At 64.8% G+C, this 21942-nt stretch carries 27 protein-coding genes; 15 read left to right on the forward strand and 12 right to left on the reverse strand.

Annotated features, from left to right (window positions below):
* Positions 1 to 36 precede the first annotated feature (36 nt).
* The 10 genes from ON058_RS00840 to ON058_RS00880 all read left to right on the forward strand — a co-directional run bounded on the left by ON058_RS00840 (position 37) and on the right by ON058_RS00880 (position 5384).
* On the forward strand, positions 37 to 633 hold the full coding sequence (locus tag ON058_RS00840; protein ID WP_274667134.1) for a TetR-like C-terminal domain-containing protein: 597 nt from the start codon (positions 37 to 39) through the stop codon (positions 631 to 633).
* Between the two features lie 57 nt (positions 634 to 690).
* Entirely contained in the window at positions 691 to 1323 is a 633-nt protein-coding gene (locus ON058_RS00845; protein ID WP_274667135.1) for a hypothetical protein, read from the forward strand.
* Between the two features lie 6 nt (positions 1324 to 1329).
* Positions 1330 to 1458 carry a hypothetical protein gene (locus ON058_RS11125; protein WP_369334899.1) on the forward strand — a complete coding sequence of 43 codons (129 nt, stop codon included), beginning with the start codon at positions 1330 to 1332 and terminating at the stop codon, positions 1456 to 1458.
* A 110-nt stretch (positions 1459 to 1568) separates the two neighbouring features.
* On the forward strand, positions 1569 to 2666 hold the full coding sequence (locus tag ON058_RS00850; RefSeq protein ID WP_369334900.1) for a PrsW family intramembrane metalloprotease: 1098 nt from the start codon (positions 1569 to 1571) through the stop codon (positions 2664 to 2666).
* A gap of 68 nt (positions 2667 to 2734) precedes the next feature.
* The gene (locus tag ON058_RS00855) at positions 2735 to 3055 is read left to right on the forward strand and encodes a hypothetical protein (RefSeq protein ID WP_274667137.1); all 321 of its coding nucleotides are present in this window, start codon (positions 2735 to 2737) and stop codon (positions 3053 to 3055) included.
* Positions 3056 to 3063: 8 nt separating this feature from the next.
* The gene (locus ON058_RS00860; RefSeq protein ID WP_274667138.1) at positions 3064 to 3675 is read left to right on the forward strand and encodes a hypothetical protein; all 612 of its coding nucleotides are present in this window, start codon (positions 3064 to 3066) and stop codon (positions 3673 to 3675) included.
* Between the two features lie 124 nt (positions 3676 to 3799).
* Positions 3800 to 4138 carry a hypothetical protein gene (locus tag ON058_RS00865; protein WP_274667139.1) on the forward strand — a complete coding sequence of 113 codons (339 nt, stop codon included), beginning with the start codon at positions 3800 to 3802 and terminating at the stop codon, positions 4136 to 4138.
* Between the two features lie 68 nt (positions 4139 to 4206).
* A complete protein-coding gene (locus tag ON058_RS00870; RefSeq protein WP_274667140.1) occupies positions 4207 to 4764 on the forward strand; it encodes a hypothetical protein in 558 nt (185 codons plus the stop codon).
* Between the two features lie 13 nt (positions 4765 to 4777).
* Complete coding sequence (locus ON058_RS00875) at positions 4778 to 5143, forward strand: hypothetical protein (protein ID WP_274667141.1); 366 nt, start codon at positions 4778 to 4780, stop codon at positions 5141 to 5143.
* A complete protein-coding gene (locus ON058_RS00880; protein ID WP_274667142.1) occupies positions 5136 to 5384 on the forward strand; it encodes a hypothetical protein in 249 nt (82 codons plus the stop codon). Before ON058_RS00875 ends, ON058_RS00880 begins: the two co-directional genes overlap by 8 nt.
* Positions 5385 to 5470: 86 nt before the next feature.
* Here ON058_RS00880 and ON058_RS00885 read toward each other — a convergent pair whose 3' ends face one another.
* From ON058_RS00885 to ON058_RS00905, 5 genes are all read right to left on the reverse strand, one after another.
* On the reverse strand, positions 5471 to 7894 hold the full coding sequence (locus ON058_RS00885; protein WP_274667143.1) for a cation-translocating P-type ATPase: 2424 nt from the start codon (positions 7892 to 7894) through the stop codon (positions 5471 to 5473).
* Positions 7891 to 8118, reverse strand: a complete 228-nt coding sequence (locus ON058_RS00890; protein ID WP_274667144.1) for a heavy metal-associated domain-containing protein — start codon at positions 8116 to 8118, stop codon at positions 7891 to 7893. The genes ON058_RS00885 and ON058_RS00890 overlap by 4 nt, the downstream gene beginning before the upstream one ends.
* Before the next feature lie 247 nt (positions 8119 to 8365).
* Positions 8366 to 9757, reverse strand: a complete 1392-nt coding sequence (gene pntB / locus ON058_RS00895; RefSeq protein ID WP_274667145.1) for a Re/Si-specific NAD(P)(+) transhydrogenase subunit beta — start codon at positions 9755 to 9757, stop codon at positions 8366 to 8368.
* A 5-nt stretch (positions 9758 to 9762) separates the two neighbouring features.
* The gene (locus ON058_RS00900; protein WP_274667146.1) at positions 9763 to 11334 is read right to left on the reverse strand and encodes a Re/Si-specific NAD(P)(+) transhydrogenase subunit alpha; all 1572 of its coding nucleotides are present in this window, start codon (positions 11332 to 11334) and stop codon (positions 9763 to 9765) included.
* A gap of 177 nt (positions 11335 to 11511) precedes the next feature.
* On the reverse strand, positions 11512 to 11919 hold the full coding sequence (locus ON058_RS00905; protein ID WP_274667147.1) for a heavy metal-responsive transcriptional regulator: 408 nt from the start codon (positions 11917 to 11919) through the stop codon (positions 11512 to 11514).
* A 207-nt stretch (positions 11920 to 12126) separates the two neighbouring features.
* Here ON058_RS00905 and ON058_RS00910 point away from each other — a divergent pair, with 207 nt between their 5' ends.
* Entirely contained in the window at positions 12127 to 12405 is a 279-nt protein-coding gene (locus ON058_RS00910; protein ID WP_274667148.1) for a hypothetical protein, read from the forward strand.
* Positions 12406 to 12535: 130 nt separating this feature from the next.
* Here ON058_RS00910 and ON058_RS00915 read toward each other — a convergent pair whose 3' ends face one another.
* Both ON058_RS00915 and ON058_RS00920 read right to left on the reverse strand, forming a co-directional pair.
* Complete coding sequence (locus tag ON058_RS00915; RefSeq protein ID WP_274667149.1) at positions 12536 to 13555, reverse strand: GNAT family N-acetyltransferase; 1020 nt, start codon at positions 13553 to 13555, stop codon at positions 12536 to 12538.
* A gap of 40 nt (positions 13556 to 13595) precedes the next feature.
* Positions 13596 to 15101 carry a deoxyguanosinetriphosphate triphosphohydrolase family protein gene (locus ON058_RS00920; protein ID WP_274667150.1) on the reverse strand — a complete coding sequence of 502 codons (1506 nt, stop codon included), beginning with the start codon at positions 15099 to 15101 and terminating at the stop codon, positions 13596 to 13598.
* 67 nt (positions 15102 to 15168) lie between these two features.
* Here ON058_RS00920 and ON058_RS00925 point away from each other — a divergent pair, with 67 nt between their 5' ends.
* Both ON058_RS00925 and ON058_RS00930 read left to right on the forward strand, forming a co-directional pair.
* Positions 15169 to 15459, forward strand: a complete 291-nt coding sequence (locus ON058_RS00925; protein ID WP_274667151.1) for a hypothetical protein — start codon at positions 15169 to 15171, stop codon at positions 15457 to 15459.
* A gap of 13 nt (positions 15460 to 15472) precedes the next feature.
* Entirely contained in the window at positions 15473 to 16516 is a 1044-nt protein-coding gene (locus ON058_RS00930; protein WP_274667152.1) for an LLM class flavin-dependent oxidoreductase, read from the forward strand.
* A gap of 200 nt (positions 16517 to 16716) precedes the next feature.
* Here the strand turns inward: ON058_RS00930 and ON058_RS00935 are convergent, their stop codons facing one another.
* The 5 genes from ON058_RS00935 to ON058_RS00955 all read right to left on the reverse strand — a co-directional run bounded on the left by ON058_RS00935 (position 16717) and on the right by ON058_RS00955 (position 19411).
* On the reverse strand, positions 16717 to 17277 hold the full coding sequence (locus ON058_RS00935) for a dihydrofolate reductase family protein (RefSeq protein ID WP_274667153.1): 561 nt from the start codon (positions 17275 to 17277) through the stop codon (positions 16717 to 16719).
* An 89-nt stretch (positions 17278 to 17366) separates the two neighbouring features.
* Entirely contained in the window at positions 17367 to 17840 is a 474-nt protein-coding gene (locus tag ON058_RS00940) for an ASCH domain-containing protein (protein ID WP_274667154.1), read from the reverse strand.
* A 145-nt stretch (positions 17841 to 17985) separates the two neighbouring features.
* The gene (gene purQ, locus ON058_RS00945) at positions 17986 to 18687 is read right to left on the reverse strand and encodes a phosphoribosylformylglycinamidine synthase subunit PurQ (RefSeq protein ID WP_274667155.1); all 702 of its coding nucleotides are present in this window, start codon (positions 18685 to 18687) and stop codon (positions 17986 to 17988) included.
* Positions 18684 to 18935, reverse strand: coding sequence for a phosphoribosylformylglycinamidine synthase subunit PurS (purS, locus tag ON058_RS00950; protein WP_274667156.1), 252 nt, complete (start codon positions 18933 to 18935; stop codon positions 18684 to 18686). Before purS ends, purQ begins: the two co-directional genes overlap by 4 nt.
* A 23-nt stretch (positions 18936 to 18958) precedes the next feature.
* On the reverse strand, positions 18959 to 19411 hold the full coding sequence (locus ON058_RS00955; RefSeq protein WP_274667157.1) for a septum formation family protein: 453 nt from the start codon (positions 19409 to 19411) through the stop codon (positions 18959 to 18961).
* A gap of 214 nt (positions 19412 to 19625) precedes the next feature.
* Between ON058_RS00955 and ON058_RS00960 the strand changes: the two genes are divergently transcribed.
* Both ON058_RS00960 and ON058_RS00965 read left to right on the forward strand, forming a co-directional pair.
* Positions 19626 to 20384 (forward strand): trimeric intracellular cation channel family protein, encoded by a 759-nt coding sequence (locus ON058_RS00960; protein ID WP_274667158.1) that lies wholly within the window; start codon positions 19626 to 19628, stop codon positions 20382 to 20384.
* Positions 20385 to 20476: 92 nt separating this feature from the next.
* Positions 20477 to 21940 carry a family 20 glycosylhydrolase gene (locus ON058_RS00965; RefSeq protein WP_274667159.1) on the forward strand — a complete coding sequence of 488 codons (1464 nt, stop codon included), beginning with the start codon at positions 20477 to 20479 and terminating at the stop codon, positions 21938 to 21940.
* Positions 21941 to 21942 lie beyond the last annotated feature (2 nt).

Genomic DNA, 21942 nt, shown 5'->3' on the forward strand with positions numbered 1-21942 from the left:
ACAGTTACCTAACGCCGTGTGGATACGATGTTCTGCATGGGTAGGCCAGTCAAGTACGACGATGCGGTCAAGTCTCGGCTGTTGGATGAGGCTGCGTCGATTGTGTCCTCTGGAGGTGCGGATGCACTGTCGGTGAGGGGCTTGGCAGCGGCCGCGGAGACCACCACTGCGGCTGTGTACACGCTGTATGGCAACCGCGACGGCGTGTTGGCTGCCCTGTACTCGCGGGCGGTCGACCACTTTGCGGCGAGCCTGGAACGTGTTCCCACGGAAGGCTCCCCCATAGACGTCATCATGCAGTTGGGGCGCGCATACCGGGCGGCCGCGCTACAAGACCCTCACGGCTACCAGGTGATTTTTGGCGGCGTGGTCAGGGCAGGCGAACTACCAGCCGATGCTGCGTCGAGGTCTCAGCAGGCGTTCGGCCCGGTCTTTGCTCAGGTGGAGCGGGGCCAGGCGGCGGGGGTCCTGCGGGCCGATGTTTCGGCGGCGCAGATTGCGGTGGCCCTGTGGGCGTTGGTTCATGGAATGGTGTCGCTTGAGTTGGGTCCGTCGCTGCCTCCGTTGGCGGCTGACCCTGGCCCGGGATTTGATGATGCGTTGGGTGCTGTGGTGCGCGGCTGGCAGCGGTAGCGCTGGCCTGCGGAGAGTCACCGGCGGCCGCCGCTGTCGCGGTGTTAGCGTCGCGTCATGAACTCGCGGGCGCCACGGGGCAGCGCCGATCCTCGGCTGCCGTTGTCGCTCCGGCTCATTGGCCGGTCCACCCTTCCTGGGGCGCTGTTCATTATTGGGGTCGCGGCGCTGTTTGTGGTGGCGATTCCGGCGTTGGCGACGTTCGTCCAAAGGGACGAGGCGCCGGTGGGGGCGGATGTCCGGCTTCTCACGGTGGGCACGCCTGGATCCGAGACTCTCACCATCACGCTTGCCGACAACTGGACCATCGATGAGGACACCGCCACGCCTGAGTCGCCGGCCGTGGAACTCACGAATGCGGGCGCCACGCTGGGGATCACCGCACCGCGGCCATTTGAGGTGGGGGCCTCCCCTGCTTCGCTGATTGATGGTTTTGCGACGGAACTCCTGGCAGACGAGGAGACGGGGTGGGTGGTGTCCGACACCATCGAGGTGGAGACCGATGCCGGCGATTATGCGCTCTGTGTCACTGGCTCCACTGTGAACACGATTCAGGCGGTGTGTGTCCTCGCAAACGAGGATGTGTACGCGACCCTCACGACCGATGCTGCAGCGCAAACGTGGACGTCCCTTCAACGAGGTATTGAGGACATGCTGCGGTCGGCGGTGTTTGAGGAGCCGCAGCCATGACGTCGACTGAACCCCCGGTGGCGACCGTCGCGTTGGCGACCATCAGGCGTAGCCTGCCTCGCACATCGTCCTTTGTGGATACCAGGTCATTGGTGTTTTGGGCTGGTGGGGCTGTCACGCTGTTGGGGTTGCTGACCTGGATGCCGCTGGTGTTGTCGCGGCTCCACGCTCACCCCGCTACGGGAGTGCTGTCGGGCATCGCTTGGCTGCTGTACGGCTTTGTGTTCATGGTGATTCTGTACCGAATGGAGTTGTTCGAACGCCGTTCACCTGTCACCGTGCTGGGCGCTCTCGCGTGGGGCGCCTTTGCGGCGCCGGGCCTTGCGGCGATCGCTGCGCCAGCGATGCACGATCTTGTCACGGCCACGCTGCCTCTCAACGACGCGTGGGTGTCGTCGTTCGCGGCGCCGTTGGTGGAGGAACCGCTGAAGTGGCTCGGCATCGTCGCGCTTGCTCTCATTCCGGGGGCACGGCTGCGGTCGACGGCGGATGGCCTGTTCTATGGCGCAGTCGTAGGCCTGGGATTCCAAGTGTCCGAAAGCTTCCTCTACACCGCAGTGATTAGCGCGGATGGCACCGCGGGCACCGTGTTTGCGATGGTGTTGCTGCGTGGTGTGGTGGGCGGACTGTGGAACCACCCCACGTTCTCCGCGATCTCTGGCGCCGGCGTGGGCTACTTCTTCAACGCATCGGCTTCCGTATGGCGCAGGTGGGCAGTGCTGCTGGGCACGCTGGGGCTAGCGATTGCTGTTCATGGGTTCTTCAACACGCCGCTGGTGAACGCTAGCCCCTGGGTGAGTTCCGTGATCAAGGGCATCCCCGTCTTGCTGATGTTCCTGATCGTGCTGCGGTGGGCTCACTTGCGTGAACGTCGCACGTTCGCGGGCCTGGCCGCCCAAGTGGTGCCAGACGAACTCGTCAGCCCCGCCCACTTCCGACTCCTCGCGAGTCGCCGTGCACGCCGTGAGGTGCGTCGCGACGCCAAGCGCGTGGCGGGACGCCCTGCCGTGCGCGCGCTGACGTTCCTGCAGGGCGCCCAACTGAGCCTCCTCACCGCCACCCATGAGGACGGCTGGGGGTCGCCCCGGACTATCGAACTGTCTGAGGATGTGCGCGCCCTCCAGGACGAGCTGGGAGTGGTGTACAGCGATGCGCTCGGGTCGCCCTACGGTCCGGGTTTGCCGCGGGCCGATGCCCCTCAAAGTTCCCGCGTGGTGCAGCGGTGGGCAGCGGACACCAAGAGCCGGATTGAGACGGAGGGGCTGCGCAAGGTGGCGCGCAGTGCCCGGGATACTGCGTTGGCGCGCATACCGCGTAAACGACGTAAAGGTGACAAGTCGTAGAGTCGTGTAGGTTGGGCGTAGATGGCACTGCAAGGGGCAATATCAGGCCAACTACGAGGGGGAACCTCATGAAACGCACCACCATCATTGGCGCCTGCGTGGGCGCGCTCGTTGTCGCGACGGCAGTTCCTGCCAGCGCACTGCAGATCTCGACCTGGAGCAGCGGGTATCGCTACCACACGGTCGACGGCTGCTACGTCTTTTCGTCCAACGACTCACGCCTTGCCGGTGCTCGTGAACTCGAGGACTGCTCAGGATATGTCTATGCCCAGGGGCGCTACGGCAGTGGCGGGCAGCTGCGCGTCACCGAGTGGAAGTATGGCGACACTCAGGCGGTCGCATCATCGAGTCATGCGCGCCAGATGGCACACCACCGAGTGAAGCACTAGAGCCCTTGGTGAACATCGCACCTCGGGTAGCCGGACTCGCCGCAACAGTTCTTGTTGTTGCGGCGAGTGCGGCATGCCAGAGCAGCCCCCAGCCTGCGAATGAGGCGGAGAGCATTTTTGCTGGGGAGATCGATGTGGCCCTCGCGGAGGCTCGGGACGCGAACGCTTCACCAGAACAGATCGCCACCCTCGAAGAGATCGCTGACACCCTCATCGTGACGTACGAGCAAGCCAAGGTTGCCGCGGTCGCCACCGTGGACTGCGTGCTCGAAGCCGGCGGGTACGGGAACTACTCAGAGAGCACCCTCGCGCCCGGTGTGCCGTTGCCGGGCTTTGGGATCGGCAGCGGCACAACCGACGCCGAGGGCAACGATCAGGTCGCCGACCGGTGCATTGACCAAGAGTCGATGTGGGTCAACATGCTGTACCAAACTCAACCCACCGTGGTCGCACAGGTGGACGCCCACCGTGCCGCACAACTGCCGGAGTTCATTGCGTGCGTGGAAGACAAGGGCCTCGAGGTTCCAGCCGATGCTGACGGCGACGAGGTCTTCAAGATTGCGTTAGAGAATCTCGACAGCAACACCGCGCCGTGCTTTGAAGTGGGCGGCTACACGTAGGCCTGCCAGGTCCGTCATTCCCATTGTCGGGAAGATGATTGACCGCAGGTCAGGATTCTGGTTGCATGACTCCCACCAGGGGGATCTCACTAGACACGCCCCCACATTCACCAGGGGGAAGCCCATGCCACTCGGCACCACAGCAAAAAAGACCGTCACCACAGCAGCGCTCGTAGGCGCCCTCATCGTGGCGGCAGCCTCACCAGCATCCGCCGCGACCACGTCGTGGATGTCCGGCGAGAACTTCGTCACCGTTGACGGATGCAAACTCGCAACCGGCCATCGCTACTACGTCGCATTCGCAGACGAGTACCCCTCGAGCTGCACCGGATCCGTCGGCGTTCAAGCAAAGATCGCCACCAACAACGGCGTGTCACCCTCGAGCTGGGTATGGCACGCCTACAGCGCAGTCATCACACCCGGCCCCGCAGCCGGCATCACGAGCCACCGGGCACAGCACTGAACACCCACACCACCATCCCTTCCAGACGGTCACTGCTGTGGCTCAGGACTCCGGTCCTCGCCGCGGCCGTGGCCGTCGTTGCGGGATGCACCGCAAGCGACCCGGCACCTCCAACAACCAGTGCGGACCCGTACTCAGCCCAAGTCGAACAGGCCATCGCAGAGGCACAATCCGCCCAAGCATCGGACGCCCAGATCGCTACCTTGCAGACGATTGCCGCGACGGGGCTCGTCACCTATGAACAGGCCAAGGACGCGGCAATGCGTGGTGTCGAATGCGCCCAGAACGTGGGCCTCGACAGCACCTACGCAGACTATGAGAGCCCCGCAGGGTTCGCTATTCCCGCCTTCTACGCAGACGGCGGCGACGAGCCCGAGATCGCTAGCGCGTGGGAAGCCTGCGACCTGCAAGAGGCCTTCTGGGTGAACAAGCTCTACCAACTTCAACCAGACTTCCAGCATCTCCACGACGCTTTCGACGCCATCCGGCTTCAGGAGCGCATCGATTGTCTGGAGCAGTTCGGCATCACGGTCCCTAGCGATGCCACCTGGGATGAAGTTGCCACGGAAATCGCCTCTCTGCCCACCGACCAGTCACTCACCTGCCGCACGGCCGGCGTCGGCTAGCAAAGCGGGACTAATGCGCACCTCCGTGCTCGCTGCGATCACCACGGCACTCGCTGTGGTGATCGCAGGCTGCACCTCACCAGAGACCTCAACGACGGCGCCCACACCTGCCGATCCGCCGTTTGCCCAAGAAGTGGAGCAAGCCCTCCAAGAAGCGATCGACGCCCAAGCCTCCGCTGAGCAGATCGCCGACATCGAAGAAATCCAAGCCACCGAGAACGTCAGCTACGAACTCACCAAGGCCGCGACGCAACGGACAGTGGACTGCGTCGTCGACGCCGGAGGCGAAGGGCGCCAGTTCGACCGTGTCGACCCCCGGCAACTACATCCGCCCCGGATACGAGATTGGCATCGACTCACACGACCCCGAGGTGGTTGACCGGGTGCTCGACGGCTGCGACATCCGCGAGTTCTTCTGGGTGAACTACCTGTACCAAATCCAACCGTCCCTCGCGGACGAACGAGCCCGGTCCGACGAGATCCGCAATCAGGCAACCGCCGACTGCCTACGAGGCCTAGGCCATGACCTCCCCGAGGGCGCCACGTGGGCAGACATCCTGCCAGTTCTCCAGGGACTCGACCTGTCAGCCCAGGAGAAATGCAGAGGTGCCGCCTACTAGGCGATTCCTCCACAAAGCAACAGAGCGGTCCTCGCTTGCCAACGTCAACCGTCGGCAAGCGAGGACCGCTCCATGTCAGGGACGCATCACGCGCGTGAACGGTACCCAGCGAAGCTACGCAACCGCAGCGAGTTGCCCACCACGAACAGGCTCGAACCACCCATCGCGGCCGCAGCAATCATGGGGTTCAAGATGCCCAACGCCGCCAACGGGATCGCCGCCGTGTTGTACGCAAAAGCCCAGAACAGGTTGCCGCGGATAGTGCCCAGCGTCCGTCGCGACAGTGCAATGGCATCGGCCGCAGCACGCAGGTCTCCAGAGACGATCGTGAGGTCAGACGCCTCGCGCGCCACATCCGTACCGGTCCCCACCGCAAGCCCCAAGTCCGCCTGCGCAAGCGCAGGAGCATCATTCACGCCGTCTCCCACCATCGCCACACGAGCGCCCTCGGCCTGAAGCGACGTGATCACGTCGGCCTTATCGCCAGGCAGCACCTCAGCGATCACCCGGTCAATGCCCACCTCGTCAGCGACGGCGCGCGCAGCCCGCTCGTTGTCACCGGTCAGTAGCACCACGTCAAGACCCAGGTCACGGAAAGCACGGATCGCTTCCGCAGACGTGGGCTTCACCGTGTCGGCAACCGCAATGACCGCCTCCGCCACCGCCGTGGCGCGCGTCGCCAACATGGCGCCGTCACCACTCACCGGAGGAACACGGCCAGCGAAGATGGCGGTCTGCCCAAGGGACTCGGCCTGCACCGCCAGGTCTTCCAAGGCCTGCGGGACCTCGTCGAACATCCGGCGTGAACCCACCATGACATCAGCGTGCGCACCGTCCCGGCCAGCATTCTGAACAGTGGCCACCACGCCGTGTCCGGCAATGTTACGGAAGCCCTTCACCTTGGCCCGGCCTTCACGCGACTGCGCAACAGCCTGGGCAATCGGATGCTCCGAGCGAGCCTCCACGGACGCCACCGCGTCAAGGAAAGCCGCCACAGCATCAGCCCCCTGCGCCGCCTCAATCGCGGGCGCATGCGCCGTCACCACGGTCATCTTGCCCTCAGTGACAGTTCCAGTCTTGTCCAACACAATGGTGCTGACGTCGCGAGTGTCCTCCAACGCTTCCGGCCCACGGACCAGCACACCCAACTGCGCGCCACGGCCCGTACCCACCATGATGGCCAGCGGAGTCGCCAACCCCAACGCGCACGGGCAGCTAATGATCAGCACGGCAACCGCAGCAGTGAACGCCGCATTCGCATCGCCCGTCACCGCCAGCCACACCACCAAAGTGAGCAGCGAGATCGCAATCACGATCGGCACAAAGATGCGGGAGATGCGGTCCGCGAGGCGCTGCACACGTGCACGGCCCGACTGCGCCTCCTCCACCATGCGCGCAATCTGCGACAGCATCGTTTCTGAGCCCACCTTGGTGGCCTCAACCGTCATGGAACCGTCGGTGGCGATGGTGCCTCCCACCACCTCGGCCCCTTCGTCCATGCGGACCGGCACCGACTCACCCGTCACCATCGAAGCATCAACCGACGCGCCACCTTCAACGATGGTGCCGTCAGTCGCGATCGTCTCGCCGGGACGCACCACAAAGCGCATCCCCACCTCGAGCTGGTCGCGCGCAATAACGGTGCCGTCTTCCAGCCGTGCCGTAGCGCTCTGCCGGCTACTCAACGCACGAATCGCATCACCCGCACGCGCCGTCGAACGGGTCTCCAGCCACTTGCCGAGCAGAATCAGCGTGACGATGACCGCGCCAGTCTCGTAGTAGACGTGACCGCCGGGCATAGCGTCCACCGCGTGTGCGAGAACCACGACCGTGGACCACAGCCAGGCCGCCACGGTGCCCATGGTCACCAAGGTGTCCATGTTCGTGGTCCGGTAGCGTGCGCTCATGAGGGTGGAGCGGTGGAATGGCCACGCAGACCACCAAATCACCGGAGTCGCGAGCACTCCCACCACCCATTCCCAGCCAGCGAACTGCCAAGCCGGAACCATGGAGATCAGCGTGAGCGGAACCGTGAGAACCGCGGCCAAGAGGAAGCGCTTCTTGTAGTCCGCGATGCGGCTGGCATCCGCGCGCATGTGCGCGGCGTGCTCGTCCCCATCGTGACCTTCATGGCCGCCGTCGTCACCGTGGTCGCCGTGATCTGCGGAGCTGTGGTCGCCATGATCTGCGGCCCCGCTGGCGCCGGGGACACCCGCATCGTGTCCGGCAGCGCCAGCGGAAGTGGTGCGGGGCTTGGTGAGGACCGCATACCCAAAGCCTTCGATGGTGGCGCGCATCGCGGCATCAAGTTCTGCGGCATCGAGGGTGCCGTCGCCGCGCACGGTAGCGCGGCGAGTCGCGTAGTTCACGACCGCATCCTCGACACCGGGGAGCTTCTGGAGGCCACCTTGAATGGTGGCCGCGCAGGACGAGCAGGTCATGCCGTCGACGGCGAGTGAGACTTTCTCTGGCTGCGCCTGCGGCGCGGCGCCGGTGGCGGTGTCGCTCATGAGGCCACCGTGTATCCGGTCGAGCTCACGGCCTCGTCGATCGAGAACTCGAGGTCGCTGACGGGCACGGTGCCGTCGGGCGTGACATCGACACGGCCGGTGGTGTGGTCAACCGTCGCAACTTCGATGCCGTCCGTTGACTCAAGTGCGGCCTTCACCTTGCCGGCGCAACCTCCGCAGGTCATGCCGCTGACGTTGACGGTGACGATCTGTTCCTGAGCCATGGTGATACCTCCGTGAAGTCTGGGCGTTGGCGTGCAACGCCGTGCTGTTGTTCAACACTGAGACCACCGTAAACCTTCCATCACGCTGGAAGGTCAAGCGGGGTTCTGCCGGATCGTCGCCGCCGTCGCGCGACCTGTGAAACGACGCAACTCGCGGCGGAGCGAATCAGGTCTCACAGTCCCCCTAAGAACCATGAAACCTGATCGCTCTCACCGCGAGTTGGGTAAGAGAGTCAGCTCAACAGCGTCAGACGCGAGCCGTCATTGCCGCAAGGATGGCCTCGACCTGTTCCTTGGCGTCTCCGAACAGCATTGACGTGTTCTCCTTGAAGAACAGTGGGTTCTGCACGCCTGCGTAACCAGTCGCCATCGAACGCTTGAACACCACCACCTGCGCGGCGTTCCACACTTCCAGGACCGGCATGCCGGCAATGGGTGAGCCGGGGTCGTCCAGCGCGGCAGGGTTGACGGTGTCGTTCGCGCCGATCACGAGCACCACGTCAGTCTCCGCGAAGTCGTCGTTGATCTCATCGAGTTCAAGGACCACGTCGTAGGGAACTTTCGCTTCCGCGAGCAGCACGTTCATGTGGCCCGGAAGACGCCCGGCGACAGGGTGAACGGCGAAACGGACCTGGACGCCCTGGTCGCGCAAACGCGACACCAGGTCGGCGACCGGGTACTGCGCCTTCGCGACAGCCATGCCGTATCCGGGTGCGATCACCACGGAGCGGGCACGCTGGAGCGCCTCCGCCGTGGCAGCCGCATTGATCTCCTGGTGAGTACCGTCGACGCCGGCACTGGAGGACGAGGTCTCGCCTCCGAAGCCGCCCAGGATCACGGCCAGGAACTTGCGGTTCATGGCCTTGCACATGATGTAGGACAAGATCGCACCGGAGGAACCCACCAGCGCACCGGTCACGATCAGCAGGTCGTTACCGAGCATGAAGCCCGCTGCTGCGGCAGCCCAGCCCGAGTACGAGTTCAGCATCGACACGACCACAGGCATGTCACCGCCACCAATGGCCGCGACCAGGTGGTAGCCCAACGCCAACGCGATCACTGTCATCAGCAGCAGTGGCCACAGCGACGGTGCGGCAAGGAACCACACCAGCAGGCCAGCCGATGCGACGAGCGCGCCTGCGTTGAGGGCGTGACGTCCGGGAAGGGTCAGCGGCTTGGAGGGCATCCGTGCGGAGAGCTTCAGGTAGGCGACGATCGAGCCGGTGAAGGTCACCGCACCAATGAGGACGCCCAGGAACACCTCGACCAGGTGCATGGCGTCGTGCCCCTCAGTGAGGTACGAGTTGTAGCCGATCAGCACTGCGGCCAGACCCACGAAGGAGTGCAGGAGGGCAATGAGTTCGGGCATCTGCGTCATCTCCACCGTGCGGGCACGGTGCATGCCGACGGCGGCGCCGATCAACAGCACGCACAGGATGAGCATCAGGGTGACGCCCCACGGGCGTTCGGAGGTGTTGAGTGCCAGTGCGACGGTCGCGAGGATCGCGATCGCCATTCCGGCCATACCCAGCAGGTTGCCGCGGCGTGCGGTGGTCTGCTTGGACAGGCCCGCGAGCGACAGGATGAACAGGATGGCGGCCACCAGGTAGGAGACCTGGGCAACGGAAACCAGTGTCATGGCAGTTACGCCCCCTTCTGGAACATGCCGAGCATGCGGTAGGTCACCAGGAATCCACCGAACACGTTGATGGAGGCCACGGCCGCGGCCACGAAGGCCAAGATCGAAACCGCAAGGTTGTCAGACCCCAACTGCAGCAGTGCGCCGATGAGGATGATGCCGCTGATGGCGTTGGTCTGGCTCATGAGCGGGGTGTGCAGCGAGTGGCTCACGTTGGAGATCACGTAGTAGCCGATCACCACTGCGAGGACGAACACCGTCATCGCTGCGAGGAACACCGGGTCCGCGAAGGACAACGCGATCGCGAGCGCACCGCCTGCGATCCCCAGAGTCCACTGGTTGCGCTTCTTGCGGGCCGCTGCGGCGTCGGCTTGGGCCTGCGCCGCGGCTTCCCGTTCCGCTGCCAACTCTTCTGGCGAACGTTCGTCCGCTTCGGCATCGGCTTTCACGGCGGAGACGGAGACTGCGGGCGGCGGCCACATCACGTCGCCGCCCAGCGACACGGTCATGCCGCGCTGGACCGGGTCCTCCATGTCGAGAACCGCTTCGCCGTCCTTGGCGGGCGTCAACAGCTTCATCAGGTTGACGATGTTGGTGCCCAGCAACTGTGAGGTGTGCTGCGGCATGCGGCTGGGCAAGTCGGTGTAGCCGATGATCGTGACGCCGTTGTCGGTCACGATTTTCTGCCCGGGAACGGTGAGTTCGCAGTTGCCGCCACCGGAAGCGGCGAGGTCGACGATCACCGATCCGGGTTTCATGGCCTGAACCATTTCCGCGGTGATCGTGGTGGGTGCGGAACCGCGCACGAGTGCGGTGGTGATGACGATGTCTGCGCGGCTGGATTCGTCTGCGTAAACGTCAAGGGCTGCGGCCAGCTGTTCCTGGGTCAGCGGCTTGGCGTAGCCGTCTGCGGAGACCTCTTGCTGCGCGGCGGGCGCGTGAACAAAGCGAGCGCCCATGGACTCGATCTGCTCGGCGACCTCAGGGCGGACGTCGAAGGACCGCACCTGCGCACCAAGCGACACGGCCGCACCGAGCGACGCCAAACCAGCCACGCCTGCGCCAATAACGAAAACAGTCGCGGGGTCAGTCTTCCCTGCCGCCGTGACCTGGCCGGCGAACATCGCGCCGTATGCCTCGGCCGCTTCGATGACGGCACGGTAGCCCGACACGTTCGACATCGTGGACAGCACGTCCAGGGCCTGCGCGCGGGAGATGCGCGGCACGGCGTCAAGCGCAAGGGCTGTCACGCCGCGCTGGGCGAGGTCTGCGATGAGGGCTTCGCTGCTGTGAGGCGCGAGCGTGCAGATCAGAACTGCACCGGACTTCAGGAGTGCGCGCTGCTCTTCCGTGGGCGCGCTGTACGTCGCGACGATGTCTGCGCCCCACGCACTCTCGGTGTCGGTGACGGCTGCGCCGGCGACCAGGTACGCCTCGTCACGAATGTTCGCGGCTTCACCCGCCCCGGCTTCTACGACAACGTCGTACCCCAGTTTGACTAGGGCATCGACTGTTTTGGGAGTTGCTGCGACCAAGGTAGAGCCTGGTGCGGTCTCCTTGGGGATCGCGATTCTCATGCGTCCTGCCTCTCGCTGTCGGGTCCGAGCTACCCTCCCAGGTCAGCATGGACGTCGACTCATGACTGTAGTGTCGGCAAAGCCGCTGGCAACGGGACGATAGTCCCCGCGCGGCAATGGCTGTGGCCACCCTACTGGAGCGCGCGGACCGGTCCGGTTCAGGCAGTCAGAATTGGCTCAATGCTGGCCGTGACCTGCGACAACTTGGCAACTGTGAGGGTCGTTGCAGGCGTCGGGGTCGAGCACGGTGGCACGGTCCCGCAACGCCACAAGTTCCTTGCGGGCAGCTTTGAGCGAGGCGATCTGGATGTCGATGTCCGTCAGGTGCTTGTCCAGGAGCGAACGAGTGTGCTCGCACGTGGTTTGGCCCTCCGACTTCATGTCGAGTATGTGGCGCGACTCTTTGAGCGTGAGCCCTGCAGCTTGGGCGTCGCGGACAAATGTCAGGCGCTCCAGGGAGCCTTGGTCGTATTCGCGGTAGCCCGATGCTGTGCGACCGGGGTCGGGGATGAGACCAATGGATTCGTAGTACCTCACGGTTTTTGCCGTGACGCCGGCTTGTTCTGCGAGTTCTCCGATGCGCATGGTGAGTTCTCCTCCCGGGTGGCGGCGTGGGCGAGCGCCGCTGCGACTAGTACTGGTCTCCCTGGCAACGTTACAGCGTCCTATAAGGTTCCGGCGGGCGGTTTCGACACTGGGAATGCCGGCGTTCGCCTGTTTGCCGGGTGGTGCCGCTATGGTGAAAGCGACGATGGCACGTCCACCCTCCTGATCTCACAGAACTCCACCGTCATGAGCGACTCCACCATCACCCCGCCGGACCCCACGCCCGACGCACCCGCACCCGCTGACAACGCGGCCCCGGCATCGGCCCTTCCTCCACCCGCTACTCCTTCACTGACGACCGGCCTGCGCGTGGGCGGGTACCTGGGCATGTTTGGCTTGGGCGCCCTGGCGTCCTACCTGATGCACGACACTGCGTTGTCGTGGCCTTTGGCGATCTGCGTCGCGATCGCGGCGGGCATCGACCTGCTGATCATGAACCGCACCACACCAAATGGCTCCATTTAGCTGTTTTAGCTAGCTATAACAACCAAATGGAGCCACTTGGCGAGAAAACTGGGCGGACTGGCCCTCGCCGTAGATACACGGCGGAGTTTCGCGCTGCCACAGCCCCTGGCCGTCGATTCTTGGCGAGCCGTCACCAGCCGGCCGCGTCCAGCACACGAGCGGCCACGTCAAGGCGGTCACGGATGTCGGTCGACACCACGGCGTCATCGAGCGCAAGCGCGTTGAGCGACGCCTCCAGCTCCACGGTGCGGTGACGCGCGAACTCTTGCCAGTAGCCTTCTGGCTCGCGCGCGTCGAGCCGGGCAAAGCGCTCCTCTTGCGCCGCGGTCACTCGCACAATCGACACGTCAGCCGGGCCGGCATCGGCCGTAGCAAAGGCCCGGGCATAGCGGTCGCGGTCACCTGCGTCTTCCACAACCCGTGGCACCACCATCAGGCCGATGCCACGCTTGCGGAAGGCGGAGGCCGCACCAGTGAGGGCGTCGAACAGGAGGCCCTGGTGGTAGGGGTCGTCGGCGGGGGCGTGGGTGGCTTGGCACAGGGAGTCGGCGTCGATGTAGGCGGCACGGGCGCCGCGTTCGGTGAGGATGTCGTGGATGGCTGCGGCGGTCGTGGTTTTTCCGGCGCCCATGGTGCCGTTGATGACGAGCACGCGGGTGGGAAGGTCGCGGGCCATGCACACGGTTTCGGGGTCGTGGGCCCAGTCGCCGTAGTTGTCGATGCGGTGGTAGCCCAGGAGTTGGTACAGGCCGATCGCTTCGGGTTGTTGGTGGCCTGTCTCGAGGACGATGCGGGTGGCGCCGGCCTGGATGGCTGCGGCGGCGCCGGCCCGCATGAGTGCTTTGGCAGCGCCTAGGCCGCGGGCGTCTGGGGATACCCACAGGCGTTTGAGTTCCAGGTCGCCGGGCTGGAGTTCGTCTCGCGTGGACCAGCGGGCAGCGATCGCCCCAACAGCGCGCCCGTCGCTGGTGCGTGCAACCCACACGCCGATTCCGGTGGGGAAATCGGCTTCGAGGGTGAGGCCGGGGTCGCCGTAACGCCGTCCCAGGTCCCGCTCCTGGTCACGCCATAAGGCTCGCACCTGGTCGTTGGCGTGGTCGAGGCGCTCGAGCAGGATGGGTGGCGGCGCTGGCTTGGCGGGGCGGTTCACCTCTCCAGTATCCGTGACCGTGGCGAGGGCCGATGCGCGGTTACAGTCCCTGACCGGCGTCCCACAGCCGTTCGGTACGCCCGGCGAGCATCGCGTCCAGGCTGGAAGCTTGAGCGTCCGTGAGTGCCGCGACGTAGTCGATGATGCCGCGGCCGGCGGCGCGGCGACGGATCTCTGTCTCGTCCACGGTGGGCAGCAGGTGAGGTTCATCGTGGAGGAGCCGCATGTAATCCTCCGTGGCCATGTCCACCAGGTCAAGGAGCCTGCGCGGGGCGCGGCGGGCGTCATGCGGATCATCGAGCCAATCCGCGAAGCCGTTCACTAGACGCTCAATGAGACTGGCCTGTCCACGCTGGTAGACCGCCAAATCAGGACGGTCCAGGATGAAACGCTCGTGGAGGAACTTCAACACTGCCACTTCATGCCAGGCAGTCCGGTTGAGGGACACGTGGCCGGACCTGTGCGCGGGGTCACGGTGGACCTCCACGGAGGACTGCAAGTGGCGGATCCAGTCCGTGGTGAAGCGTGCGAGGGAGCGGTCCGCGGCTAGGGAGCCGTCAAATGGCACGGTGAGTAGACCCTCGACGACTTCTTCAGTCACGCGCGCGACCGCAGCATCGAACGCGTCCGCGTCCGCAATCCACGGGTCACGTTCTGACAGTCGCCGCCACAGCAACTCCAGCGAATGCCCCGGGGAGCGACTGGTGTCCGCGAGCGTCGCCACATCGAGGGCGCGCAGCTCGGCAAGGTCACGGCGCCATTCACGGAACTCTCCCGCGATCGTGGCCTGGTTCAGCAGGCCCGCCCGGTAGAAGTCGTCCAGGTCGTGCAGCGAGTAGGCGATGTCATCGGCGATGTCCATGACCGAGCATTCGAGCGTTTGCTGCCCTGGCGCAATCTTGGGGTAAGCGCTCAACGCGTCCTGAGCATCGTCCAGATCCACCACGTACATGGAGAACTTGTGGCTGGTGGCGCCACGCCGCTCCCCACCCTCACCACGCAGCCACGGATACTTCAACACGGCGGCCCGCACCGCCCGAGTCAGGTTGAGGCCCACACCGGCGGTGTCGTGCTCGTCGAGGCGCGTCAGGATGCGGAACGTTTGCGCGTTGCCCTCAAAACCCTCCCGCAGCCGAAACCGGTCGCGGGCCAGGCGGTCGAGTGCGCGTTCTCCCAGGTGTCCGAAGGGAGGGTGGCCCACATCGTGCGCGCTGGCCGCAGCCTGCACCACCACCGGATCGCATCCGCCCAAGTCCTGCACCAGACGACCCGTGGCGCCAGTGTCTCGATGCAGGTGCATCGCAATCGCACGCGCCACCGCCGCAACCTTCACGGAGTGCGTGAGCCGATTATGAACCGCAAGCCCCGCACCGGACTGGGAAATCACCTGGGTCACGGCGGACAGCCGCGAAAAGTACGGAGAGAAACGAATCCGTTCAATGTCAACGCGATAGTCGGGCCGCGATTCCGCTAACTGAAACTCGTCGAGCTGCTCTGGCGCACGGCGCCCCGTCCTTGGGTCTGCCTGGAGTTCAGCCTCACTCATGCCTTCCATCCTGGCCTATCGCCATCTAGAGTGAGGAATGCTGCGGGGGTGGCGGACAGGGGGAACCATGGATTGGGATCGACACAAGCGCGCACAGGGGCAGTTCTGGCTGCGGGAACGGCCGCCACGGTGGACATGGTGGCCTGCTGTTCCCTTGGCGGGGCTCCTCTTTGGCGTGCTGGTGGTGCAGTTCGTCAACCTCGAAAGCCCGCCCGCATGGACGGATCAACTCATGCCACCACTCGCCATTGCGTTGATGGCGCTGGTCTTCATTCAGTGGGTGCAGATGTACATCCGTGCCTACCGGGCTACGGCACCATCAGACGCACCTTCAGAGGAATCTTCCCCCGCTACCTAGCGTTTGCCTAGCCATGCTCAACATCGGCTTCCTTTCCTTTGGCTGGTTCTCTGGCGCGCCGGGTTCGCAGGTGCGCACAGCGAGCGACCTGATGCACGACACCATCGCACTCGCGGAAGGCGCAGAAGACGCTGGCATGGACGGTGCGTGGATCCGCATTCACCACTTTGAGCAGAACACCTCCTCGCCGTTCCCGCTGCTTGCAGCAATGGGAGCGCGCACGACCCGCGTGGAACTGGGCACTGGCGTGATCAACATGCGGTACGAGAACCCGCTCTACATGGCGGAAGCGGCCGCCACGGCGGACCTGATTGCGGGAGGCCGGCTCCAGCTGGGCGTGAGCCGTGGATCACCCGAGCCGGCGGCCGATGGACCGGGCGAGTTTGGCTACCCGCTCCCAGTGGGCAGCACTCCAGCGCAGGATGCTGCAGAAAGGATCGCGCGCTTCCGCGAGGCGATTTCCGGCATGGGGATCGCGACGCCAGGGGCAAACGCTCACGTACGTGCGGGACAGAAGTTGCCTATCCAGCCGCAATCCCCTGGGCTTCAGGACCGGATTTGGTACGGCGCCGGTGGCGAAGAGAGCGCTAAGCGAGTTGGCTCACTAGGAATGCATCTGATGTCATCCACCCTGGTCGAAGGTGGCTCCGGGGAGCCTCTTGGCGTGATCCAGCAACGCCAAATCCAGGCCTACCGAGACGCCTGGGCCACAGCAGGACACAGCGGCAACCCGCGTGTCTCTGTCTCGCGGTCCATCATGCCCATCATCGACGACGCCACGCGCACGTTCTTTGGCCCCACCCTGGAGCGCGACCGCATGGGCGCCAACCAGGACCAGGTAGGCAAGATCGATAACTTCATTGCCACGTTCGGCAAGACATACGTGGGCGGCATCGACAAGATCGAAGCGGAACTGCGCGACGACGAGGCCGTCATGAGCGCCGACACGGCACTGGTCACGATCCCCAACCAACTCGGGGCGGACTTCAACCGCACGACGTTCGATGCCCTCGTGGAACTAAGAAACCGCCTGGCACCACACCACACGGGCCCGTAAGAGCCCGAGCACCTAGACACCCGCCCCTCTCGTCACCCGCCCCCTCTCATCGCCCGCCCCTCCGCGAAATGGCTCCATCTCGCTGTTATGACCACGCATAACAGCGAAAACTTGCCACTCCGTGTCGCGCCACATTCCCGCGCAACCCCAGCATCGGCCCTCCCCGGTATCCCCGGTATCCGCGGTATCCCGGGCGAAGGTCACCGCACCCGGTAGCGCGAGAACACCACCCCTGATTCGAAAGCACGGGTACTCACGAGTTCGAGGTCAACGTGCCGCTCGTCATGCGCGAAGAACGTTGAGCCGCCTCCCACAAGCACCGGAAATGTGCGAATCCAGTACTCGTCGATGAGTCCCTCCCGCGCAGCCTGGCGCGCAAGCTCGCCGCCGCCAATCGCAATGTCACCATCGCCGGGCGCGGCACGCAGGGCTGAGATCTCCTCCGCGAGCGTGCCCGTTGCGAGCCGCGCACTCGGGTCAACCTGGGTCAGCGTGCGTGAGAACACCACCTTAGGAAGTGGATTCCACAGGTCCGCCCATTCTCGTTCCGCGTCATCGAACTGGGCAGTGTTGGCGGGGTCATCCCAGTAGCGCATGGTCTCGTACAGATTGCGGCCCAGCAGGTGCACGCCAACGCCACGTATCTCGTCGATCCTCGAGCGAAACAGCGCGGGCTCCGGCACCGACCAGTCAAATGTCCCGTCGGGCCCGTAGATGTAACCGTCGAGCGACATCCCCATCGAGTAGGTGACAGCACGCATCACGCCTCCTCACGTGGCCGGGGCTTCGATGCTACGTCCAGCGCGCCGCACGCGCAGGGTGGTGAGGGCCCGTGGCGCGGGCACGACCGCTAGCGGTCCGCGTCCTCCGCATACACCAACCGGAACCGCTCGCACACCACGGGCATGTCGGGCTCGTAGCCGCGCGGGTTCTCGGAATGCTCGCGCCAAAAGCGTTCATGGATGTCTTGCCAGGCGGTCAGCGTGCGGTCGCCTTCGCCTTCGGCCGCGGCGTGCTCCGCATCAACCTGGTCGAAGGGCACAACCTGCACGTGAGTGGTCTCGATGACGGCGCGGGGCATGCCGCGGCCGTCCAGGATGATGCTGAGATCGCCGGGCTGCGGCAGTGGCTCTCCGGTGGCCTCGTGGTCCCAGAGGGCCGATGCTGTGCCGGTCTTGATCCCCTGGGTCACGAGGGCGAGCAACTCGTCCGCGTGTTCTTGCGTCGCACCAAAAGCCCAAGCCTCGGGAACGGCCGCAGGTAGTCCCGCGACGGAACCCCGGCATCGGCCCCAATACTCCGCCACCGCATCAGCTGGTGTCATCTGTCTCCAAGAGAGTGAACCGGGGACTCCAACTTCCCGAGTGGAAAGAAATGCCTGTTATGGAGCGCTAAAACAGCGAAATGGAGCCACTTCGCGGGGAAGGGGAGGCGGGGGTGGGACGGGGAAGGGGAGGCGGGAGGGGTTGCTAGGCCGTGGCGAGCAGCGCGTTGATGGCCGAGGTAAAGAAGCCCAGACCATCGGTACCGCCACGTCCAGCCTCGCGCGAGTCCGGGCCAAAGCCGGCCTCGACTGCGTGCTCGGGGTGCGGCATGAGGCCTACGACGTTGCCCCGCTCGTTCGTGATGCCCGCGATGTTGCGGCGCGAACCGTTGGGGTTCACGTCGACGTAGCGGAACGCCACCCGGCCCTCGGCCTCGAGCTGGTCCAGCGTGCGCTCATCTGCCACGTACTGACCGTCTTGGTTCTTGAGCGGGATAGTGATGTCTTCACCCGACTCGTAGGCATTAGTCCACGCGGTGTCGTTGTTCTCTACACGCAACACCTGGTCACGGCAGATGAAGTGCAGGTGGTCGTTCTTGATCATGGAGCCGGGCAGCAAGTGGACCTCAGTCAACACCTGGAAACCGTTGCAGATACCCAGCACGGGCATCCCGCCATTCGCGGCGTCCACGACCTGCTCCATGATAGGCGAGAAGCGGGAGATTGCTCCGGCCCGCAGGTAGTCGCCGTAGGAGAAGCCACCGGGCAGCACCACGGCGTCAACGTTCTGCAGGTCGTGGTCTGCGTGGAACAGGTTCACGGCCTCCGCACCAGCAAGGCGCACAGCGCGTGCAGCATCGCGGTCGTCAAGAGTGCCGGGGAAGGTGACGACGCCGATGCGTGTCATGAGTTCACAACCTCCACAGCCACCACGTCTTCAATGACCGGGTTGGACAGCATCGTCTCAGCGGCTTCGCGAGCCTGAGCGAGCAGTTCCTCGGTCACTTCACCGTCGACCGTGAGTTCGAAGCGCTTGCCCTGGCGTACACCAGCGAAACCTTCGAATCCCAGGCGCGGAAGCGCGTTGCCGACAGCCTTGCCCTGGGGGTCAAGGATTTCGGGCTTGGGCATGACGTGAACAACGATCGTGGCCATGGCACGAAGTCTAGCGGTAGGAACTATTCGCCTGAGCCCCGCACAGATCCCGTGAGCTCTTCGTCAGTGTCGCCGGTCACCAAGCACGCCACCTGGCGATCGCCTTCGCCCCAGGTGTACTCGGAGGGGTAGATCACGGACACGTAGTACCGGGAGTCTTCGTAGGCAGCTCCCACGTAGCCTTCGAACTCCGCCAGGCAGGACTCTTCCGTGGTGGTGGCAACGGTGTCCGGGTACTCCTCAACGCTCAACGTTTCGGCGTAGTAGACCTCGGCATGGTGTGGCTCGGCGCAGTCCACGACGGGCAGGGCACCTACTTCGGTGAGGGTGTCCGAGGTGAGGCCCTCGTCCACCACGCATTCGCCGACGGTGAGTTCGAGTTCGCTGACGTCAACGTCGGAGCCAAAATAGCTGTCCAGCGCGGAGCAACCGGATAGCGCCAGCATTGCGGCGAACGCAGTAACAACGAGTGACATGCTGCGGCGCATGACGGGCCTCCCCAAGAATGTGCGATCTGAGCGGCCGCAAGCGCGGCGACAGCGCTCAACCTAACAGCGCCACACGCGCACGGCTAGGGGAACGGAACGTGACTGTGGGGATTTGGGCTACCTGGCCCCTAGGTAGCATGAGGGTCGACGCGTCGCCGTTGGCGCGCCGACCCTCCCACTGTCTCACAGGATTGGCACCGCCATGCCCACCCTCATTGACGCTGCCTCGCTTGCGTTGGCGTCCGCCCCAGAAATCATCGACTCCGCGCTCGGAACGTTGCGGACCGTGCTGGAGTACATCGGCACGATGGCGTTCGCTATCTCTGGGGCGGTGGCGGCGGGCCGCAAGCGTATGGACTGGGTCGGAGCTGTGGTGCTGGCGGGCATGGTGGCAGTGGGCGGCGGAACCATGCGTGACGTCATCCTTGACGTTCCCGTGTTCTGGATGGAAAGCCCCAGTTTCCTGGTGGTGAGTATTGGGGTGGGGTTGGCGGTAGCGCTGTTTGCTCGCTGGCATCCGTTGGACCGGTTGGAACGGTTCCGCATTGTGCAGGCGTCCGATGCCATTGGCCTGGCCGTGTTTGTGGTGGTGGGTACGGGGGTAGCGATCGATGCGGGGGCGTCGCTGTTTGTCGCGGCTGTCATGGGTGTCCTCACCGGCGTGGGTGGCGGCATCATTCGCGATCTGCTGGCCAACGATGTGCCCGACGTGCTGCGCAACGGCCAGTTCTACGCCACCGCGGCGCTTGCGGGTGCGGCGGTCTATGCGGTGCTGTTGTGGTTCGACGTTCCCCGGACCCTGGTTTTCTGGGTTCCCATGGTGGTGATCTTGGGGGTGCGATTAGCGTCCATCAAGTTCGGCTGGGGTGTCCCCACGGTGGGCGGCAAGCGCGTCGACATCGACGCCCCGCACGGCCATCCACAACACAGCCATTCTGGTCCTGACCAGCCCTCTGCGTGAGGTAATCTCGCTGGTCAAGACGAAGCGATTCGACCTCCGGTCAATCCGAGTCCGTTCCGCACGTTAGGTCCGCCACAACGACGAGGTAAGCGATGCCCGCGATCATCCCCCAGCCGCTGCAGGTTTCCACGCCCCAAGGCACCACCGCACTGTCCCTGGACGGCGCCGTTTTCATTGCCGGACCCAGTGCCACGGAACAACGCATCGCCCTGCAAGCATCGGCTTTGATGAGCGCCGATGCCGGGGTGACGGTCCCGCTCACAGAGGCACCAGAGCCGGGGGCACCCGCGATTCAGTTGCGTATCGACGCCGCGGCAGGGCCTGAGGGTTCCGACCACCCGGAGCGCTACACGGTCGACACCACCGTCCGTCCCGCAGTGGTGTCCGGCGCGACCCCCGCAGGCCTGTACTACGGCGTTCAGACGTTGCGCCAGCTCGTCACCACGGACACATTCGGAGCGCCCGCACTCGAAGCCGTGGTGGTCACCGACGCGCCCCGCTACGGATGGCGGGGACTGACCCTCGACATCGCACGCAACTTCTTCCCCATGAAGCAGTTGGAGATCGTGATCGACGTGCTCGCGTCATACAAGTTCAACGTGCTTCACCTGCACCTCACGGATGACCAGGGGTGGCGCATCGAAAACCCTTCGCGTCCCGAACTGGCCAAGCTCTCCTCCGACACTTCGAACAGCGGCAAAGCAGGCGGCTATCTCACGCTCGCCGACTTCCGCCAGCTCCAGGACTACGCCGCGGAACGGTTCGTGACAGTCGTCCCTGAGATCGACATGCCCGGCCACACCAACGCCGCCACCGCGATCTACGGCGACCTGCGCCCCGACGGCAAGGCCACCGACAAGTACGAAGGAATGGAAGTGGGCTTCTCCCAGCTCACGTTCGATTTGCCCACCACCGAGCCGTTCATTCGGGACGTGCTGACGGACATGGCAGGCATCACCGACGGCGACTACTTGCACGTGGGCGGCGACGAAGCCCTCACGTTGGGCGCCGAGGAATACGCGAAGTTCATCACGCTTCTTGAAGATGTGGTGGCAGACACCGGCAAGCAGGTCATCATGTGGCAGGAAGCCGCTGCCGCACCCACGCGCCCTGGCACCATCGTGCAGTACTGGGACACTCGCTCCGACAAGACGCCGTTCGTTGAAGCGGCCAAGCGTGGCTCGCGCTTCATCATGTCTCCTGGCAACCACGCCTATTTGGACATGAAGTACACCGCCGAGTACCCGCTAGGCCAGGACTGGGCTGGACTCATCGAGGCACGCACCGCCTACGACTGGGACCCCGCAACTGTCATTGAGGGCGTTCCCGAAGACCAGATTCACGGTGTCGAGGCAGCTCTCTGGACAGAGACGCTGTCCACTCAGGACGAACTGTTCGACATGCTGCTGCCGCGCCTCACCGCGACCGCGGAGGTGGCGTGGACCGCTCCCGAACGCAAGGACTGGGAAGACTACCGCGCACGCGTGGCTGTTGCCGCCGCGTCATGGCGTCGCGACGGGCTCGCGTTCCACCAGTCGCCACAGATCGACTGGTGACC

The organism is Demequina sp. B12 (assembly GCF_028823635.1).
Taxonomy (GTDB): Bacteria; Actinomycetota; Actinomycetes; order Actinomycetales; family Demequinaceae; genus Demequina.

Excerpts from the sequence above, each read along its gene's own strand:
- ON058_RS00900 (WP_274667146.1), bottom strand. The coding sequence starts at position 11,334 with ATGAGAATCGCGATCCCCAAGGAGACCGCACCAGGCTCTACCTTGGTC.
- ON058_RS00940 (WP_274667154.1), bottom strand. The coding sequence starts at position 17,840 with ATGACACCAGCTGATGCGGTGGCGGAGTATTGGGGCCGATGCCGGGGT.
- ON058_RS00865 (WP_274667139.1), top strand. The coding sequence starts at position 3,800 with ATGCCACTCGGCACCACAGCAAAAAAGACCGTCACCACAGCAGCGCTC.
- ON058_RS00885 (WP_274667143.1), bottom strand. The coding sequence starts at position 7,894 with ATGAGCGACACCGCCACCGGCGCCGCGCCGCAGGCGCAGCCAGAGAAA.
- ON058_RS00920 (WP_274667150.1), bottom strand. The coding sequence starts at position 15,101 with ATGAGTGAGGCTGAACTCCAGGCAGACCCAAGGACGGGGCGCCGTGCG.
- ON058_RS00965 (WP_274667159.1), top strand. The coding sequence starts at position 20,477 with ATGCCCGCGATCATCCCCCAGCCGCTGCAGGTTTCCACGCCCCAAGGC.
- pntB (WP_274667145.1), bottom strand. The coding sequence starts at position 9,757 with ATGACACTGGTTTCCGTTGCCCAGGTCTCCTACCTGGTGGCCGCCATC.
- ON058_RS00890 (WP_274667144.1), bottom strand. The coding sequence starts at position 8,118 with ATGGCTCAGGAACAGATCGTCACCGTCAACGTCAGCGGCATGACCTGC.
- ON058_RS00855 (WP_274667137.1), top strand. The coding sequence starts at position 2,735 with ATGAAACGCACCACCATCATTGGCGCCTGCGTGGGCGCGCTCGTTGTC.
- ON058_RS00910 (WP_274667148.1), top strand. The coding sequence starts at position 12,127 with ATGAGCGACTCCACCATCACCCCGCCGGACCCCACGCCCGACGCACCC.
- ON058_RS00960 (WP_274667158.1), top strand. The coding sequence starts at position 19,626 with ATGCCCACCCTCATTGACGCTGCCTCGCTTGCGTTGGCGTCCGCCCCA.
- ON058_RS00930 (WP_274667152.1), top strand. The coding sequence starts at position 15,473 with ATGCTCAACATCGGCTTCCTTTCCTTTGGCTGGTTCTCTGGCGCGCCG.
- purQ (WP_274667155.1), bottom strand. The coding sequence starts at position 18,687 with ATGACACGCATCGGCGTCGTCACCTTCCCCGGCACTCTTGACGACCGC.
- ON058_RS00845 (WP_274667135.1), top strand. The coding sequence starts at position 691 with ATGAACTCGCGGGCGCCACGGGGCAGCGCCGATCCTCGGCTGCCGTTG.
- ON058_RS00840 (WP_274667134.1), top strand. The coding sequence starts at position 37 with ATGGGTAGGCCAGTCAAGTACGACGATGCGGTCAAGTCTCGGCTGTTG.
- ON058_RS00925 (WP_274667151.1), top strand. The coding sequence starts at position 15,169 with ATGGATTGGGATCGACACAAGCGCGCACAGGGGCAGTTCTGGCTGCGG.
- ON058_RS00850 (WP_369334900.1), top strand. The coding sequence starts at position 1,569 with ATGGAGTTGTTCGAACGCCGTTCACCTGTCACCGTGCTGGGCGCTCTC.
- ON058_RS00935 (WP_274667153.1), bottom strand. The coding sequence starts at position 17,277 with ATGCGTGCTGTCACCTACTCGATGGGGATGTCGCTCGACGGTTACATC.
- purS (WP_274667156.1), bottom strand. The coding sequence starts at position 18,935 with ATGGCCACGATCGTTGTTCACGTCATGCCCAAGCCCGAAATCCTTGAC.
- ON058_RS00875 (WP_274667141.1), top strand. The coding sequence starts at position 4,778 with ATGCGCACCTCCGTGCTCGCTGCGATCACCACGGCACTCGCTGTGGTG.
- ON058_RS00905 (WP_274667147.1), bottom strand. The coding sequence starts at position 11,919 with ATGCGCATCGGAGAACTCGCAGAACAAGCCGGCGTCACGGCAAAAACC.
- ON058_RS00955 (WP_274667157.1), bottom strand. The coding sequence starts at position 19,411 with ATGTCACTCGTTGTTACTGCGTTCGCCGCAATGCTGGCGCTATCCGGT.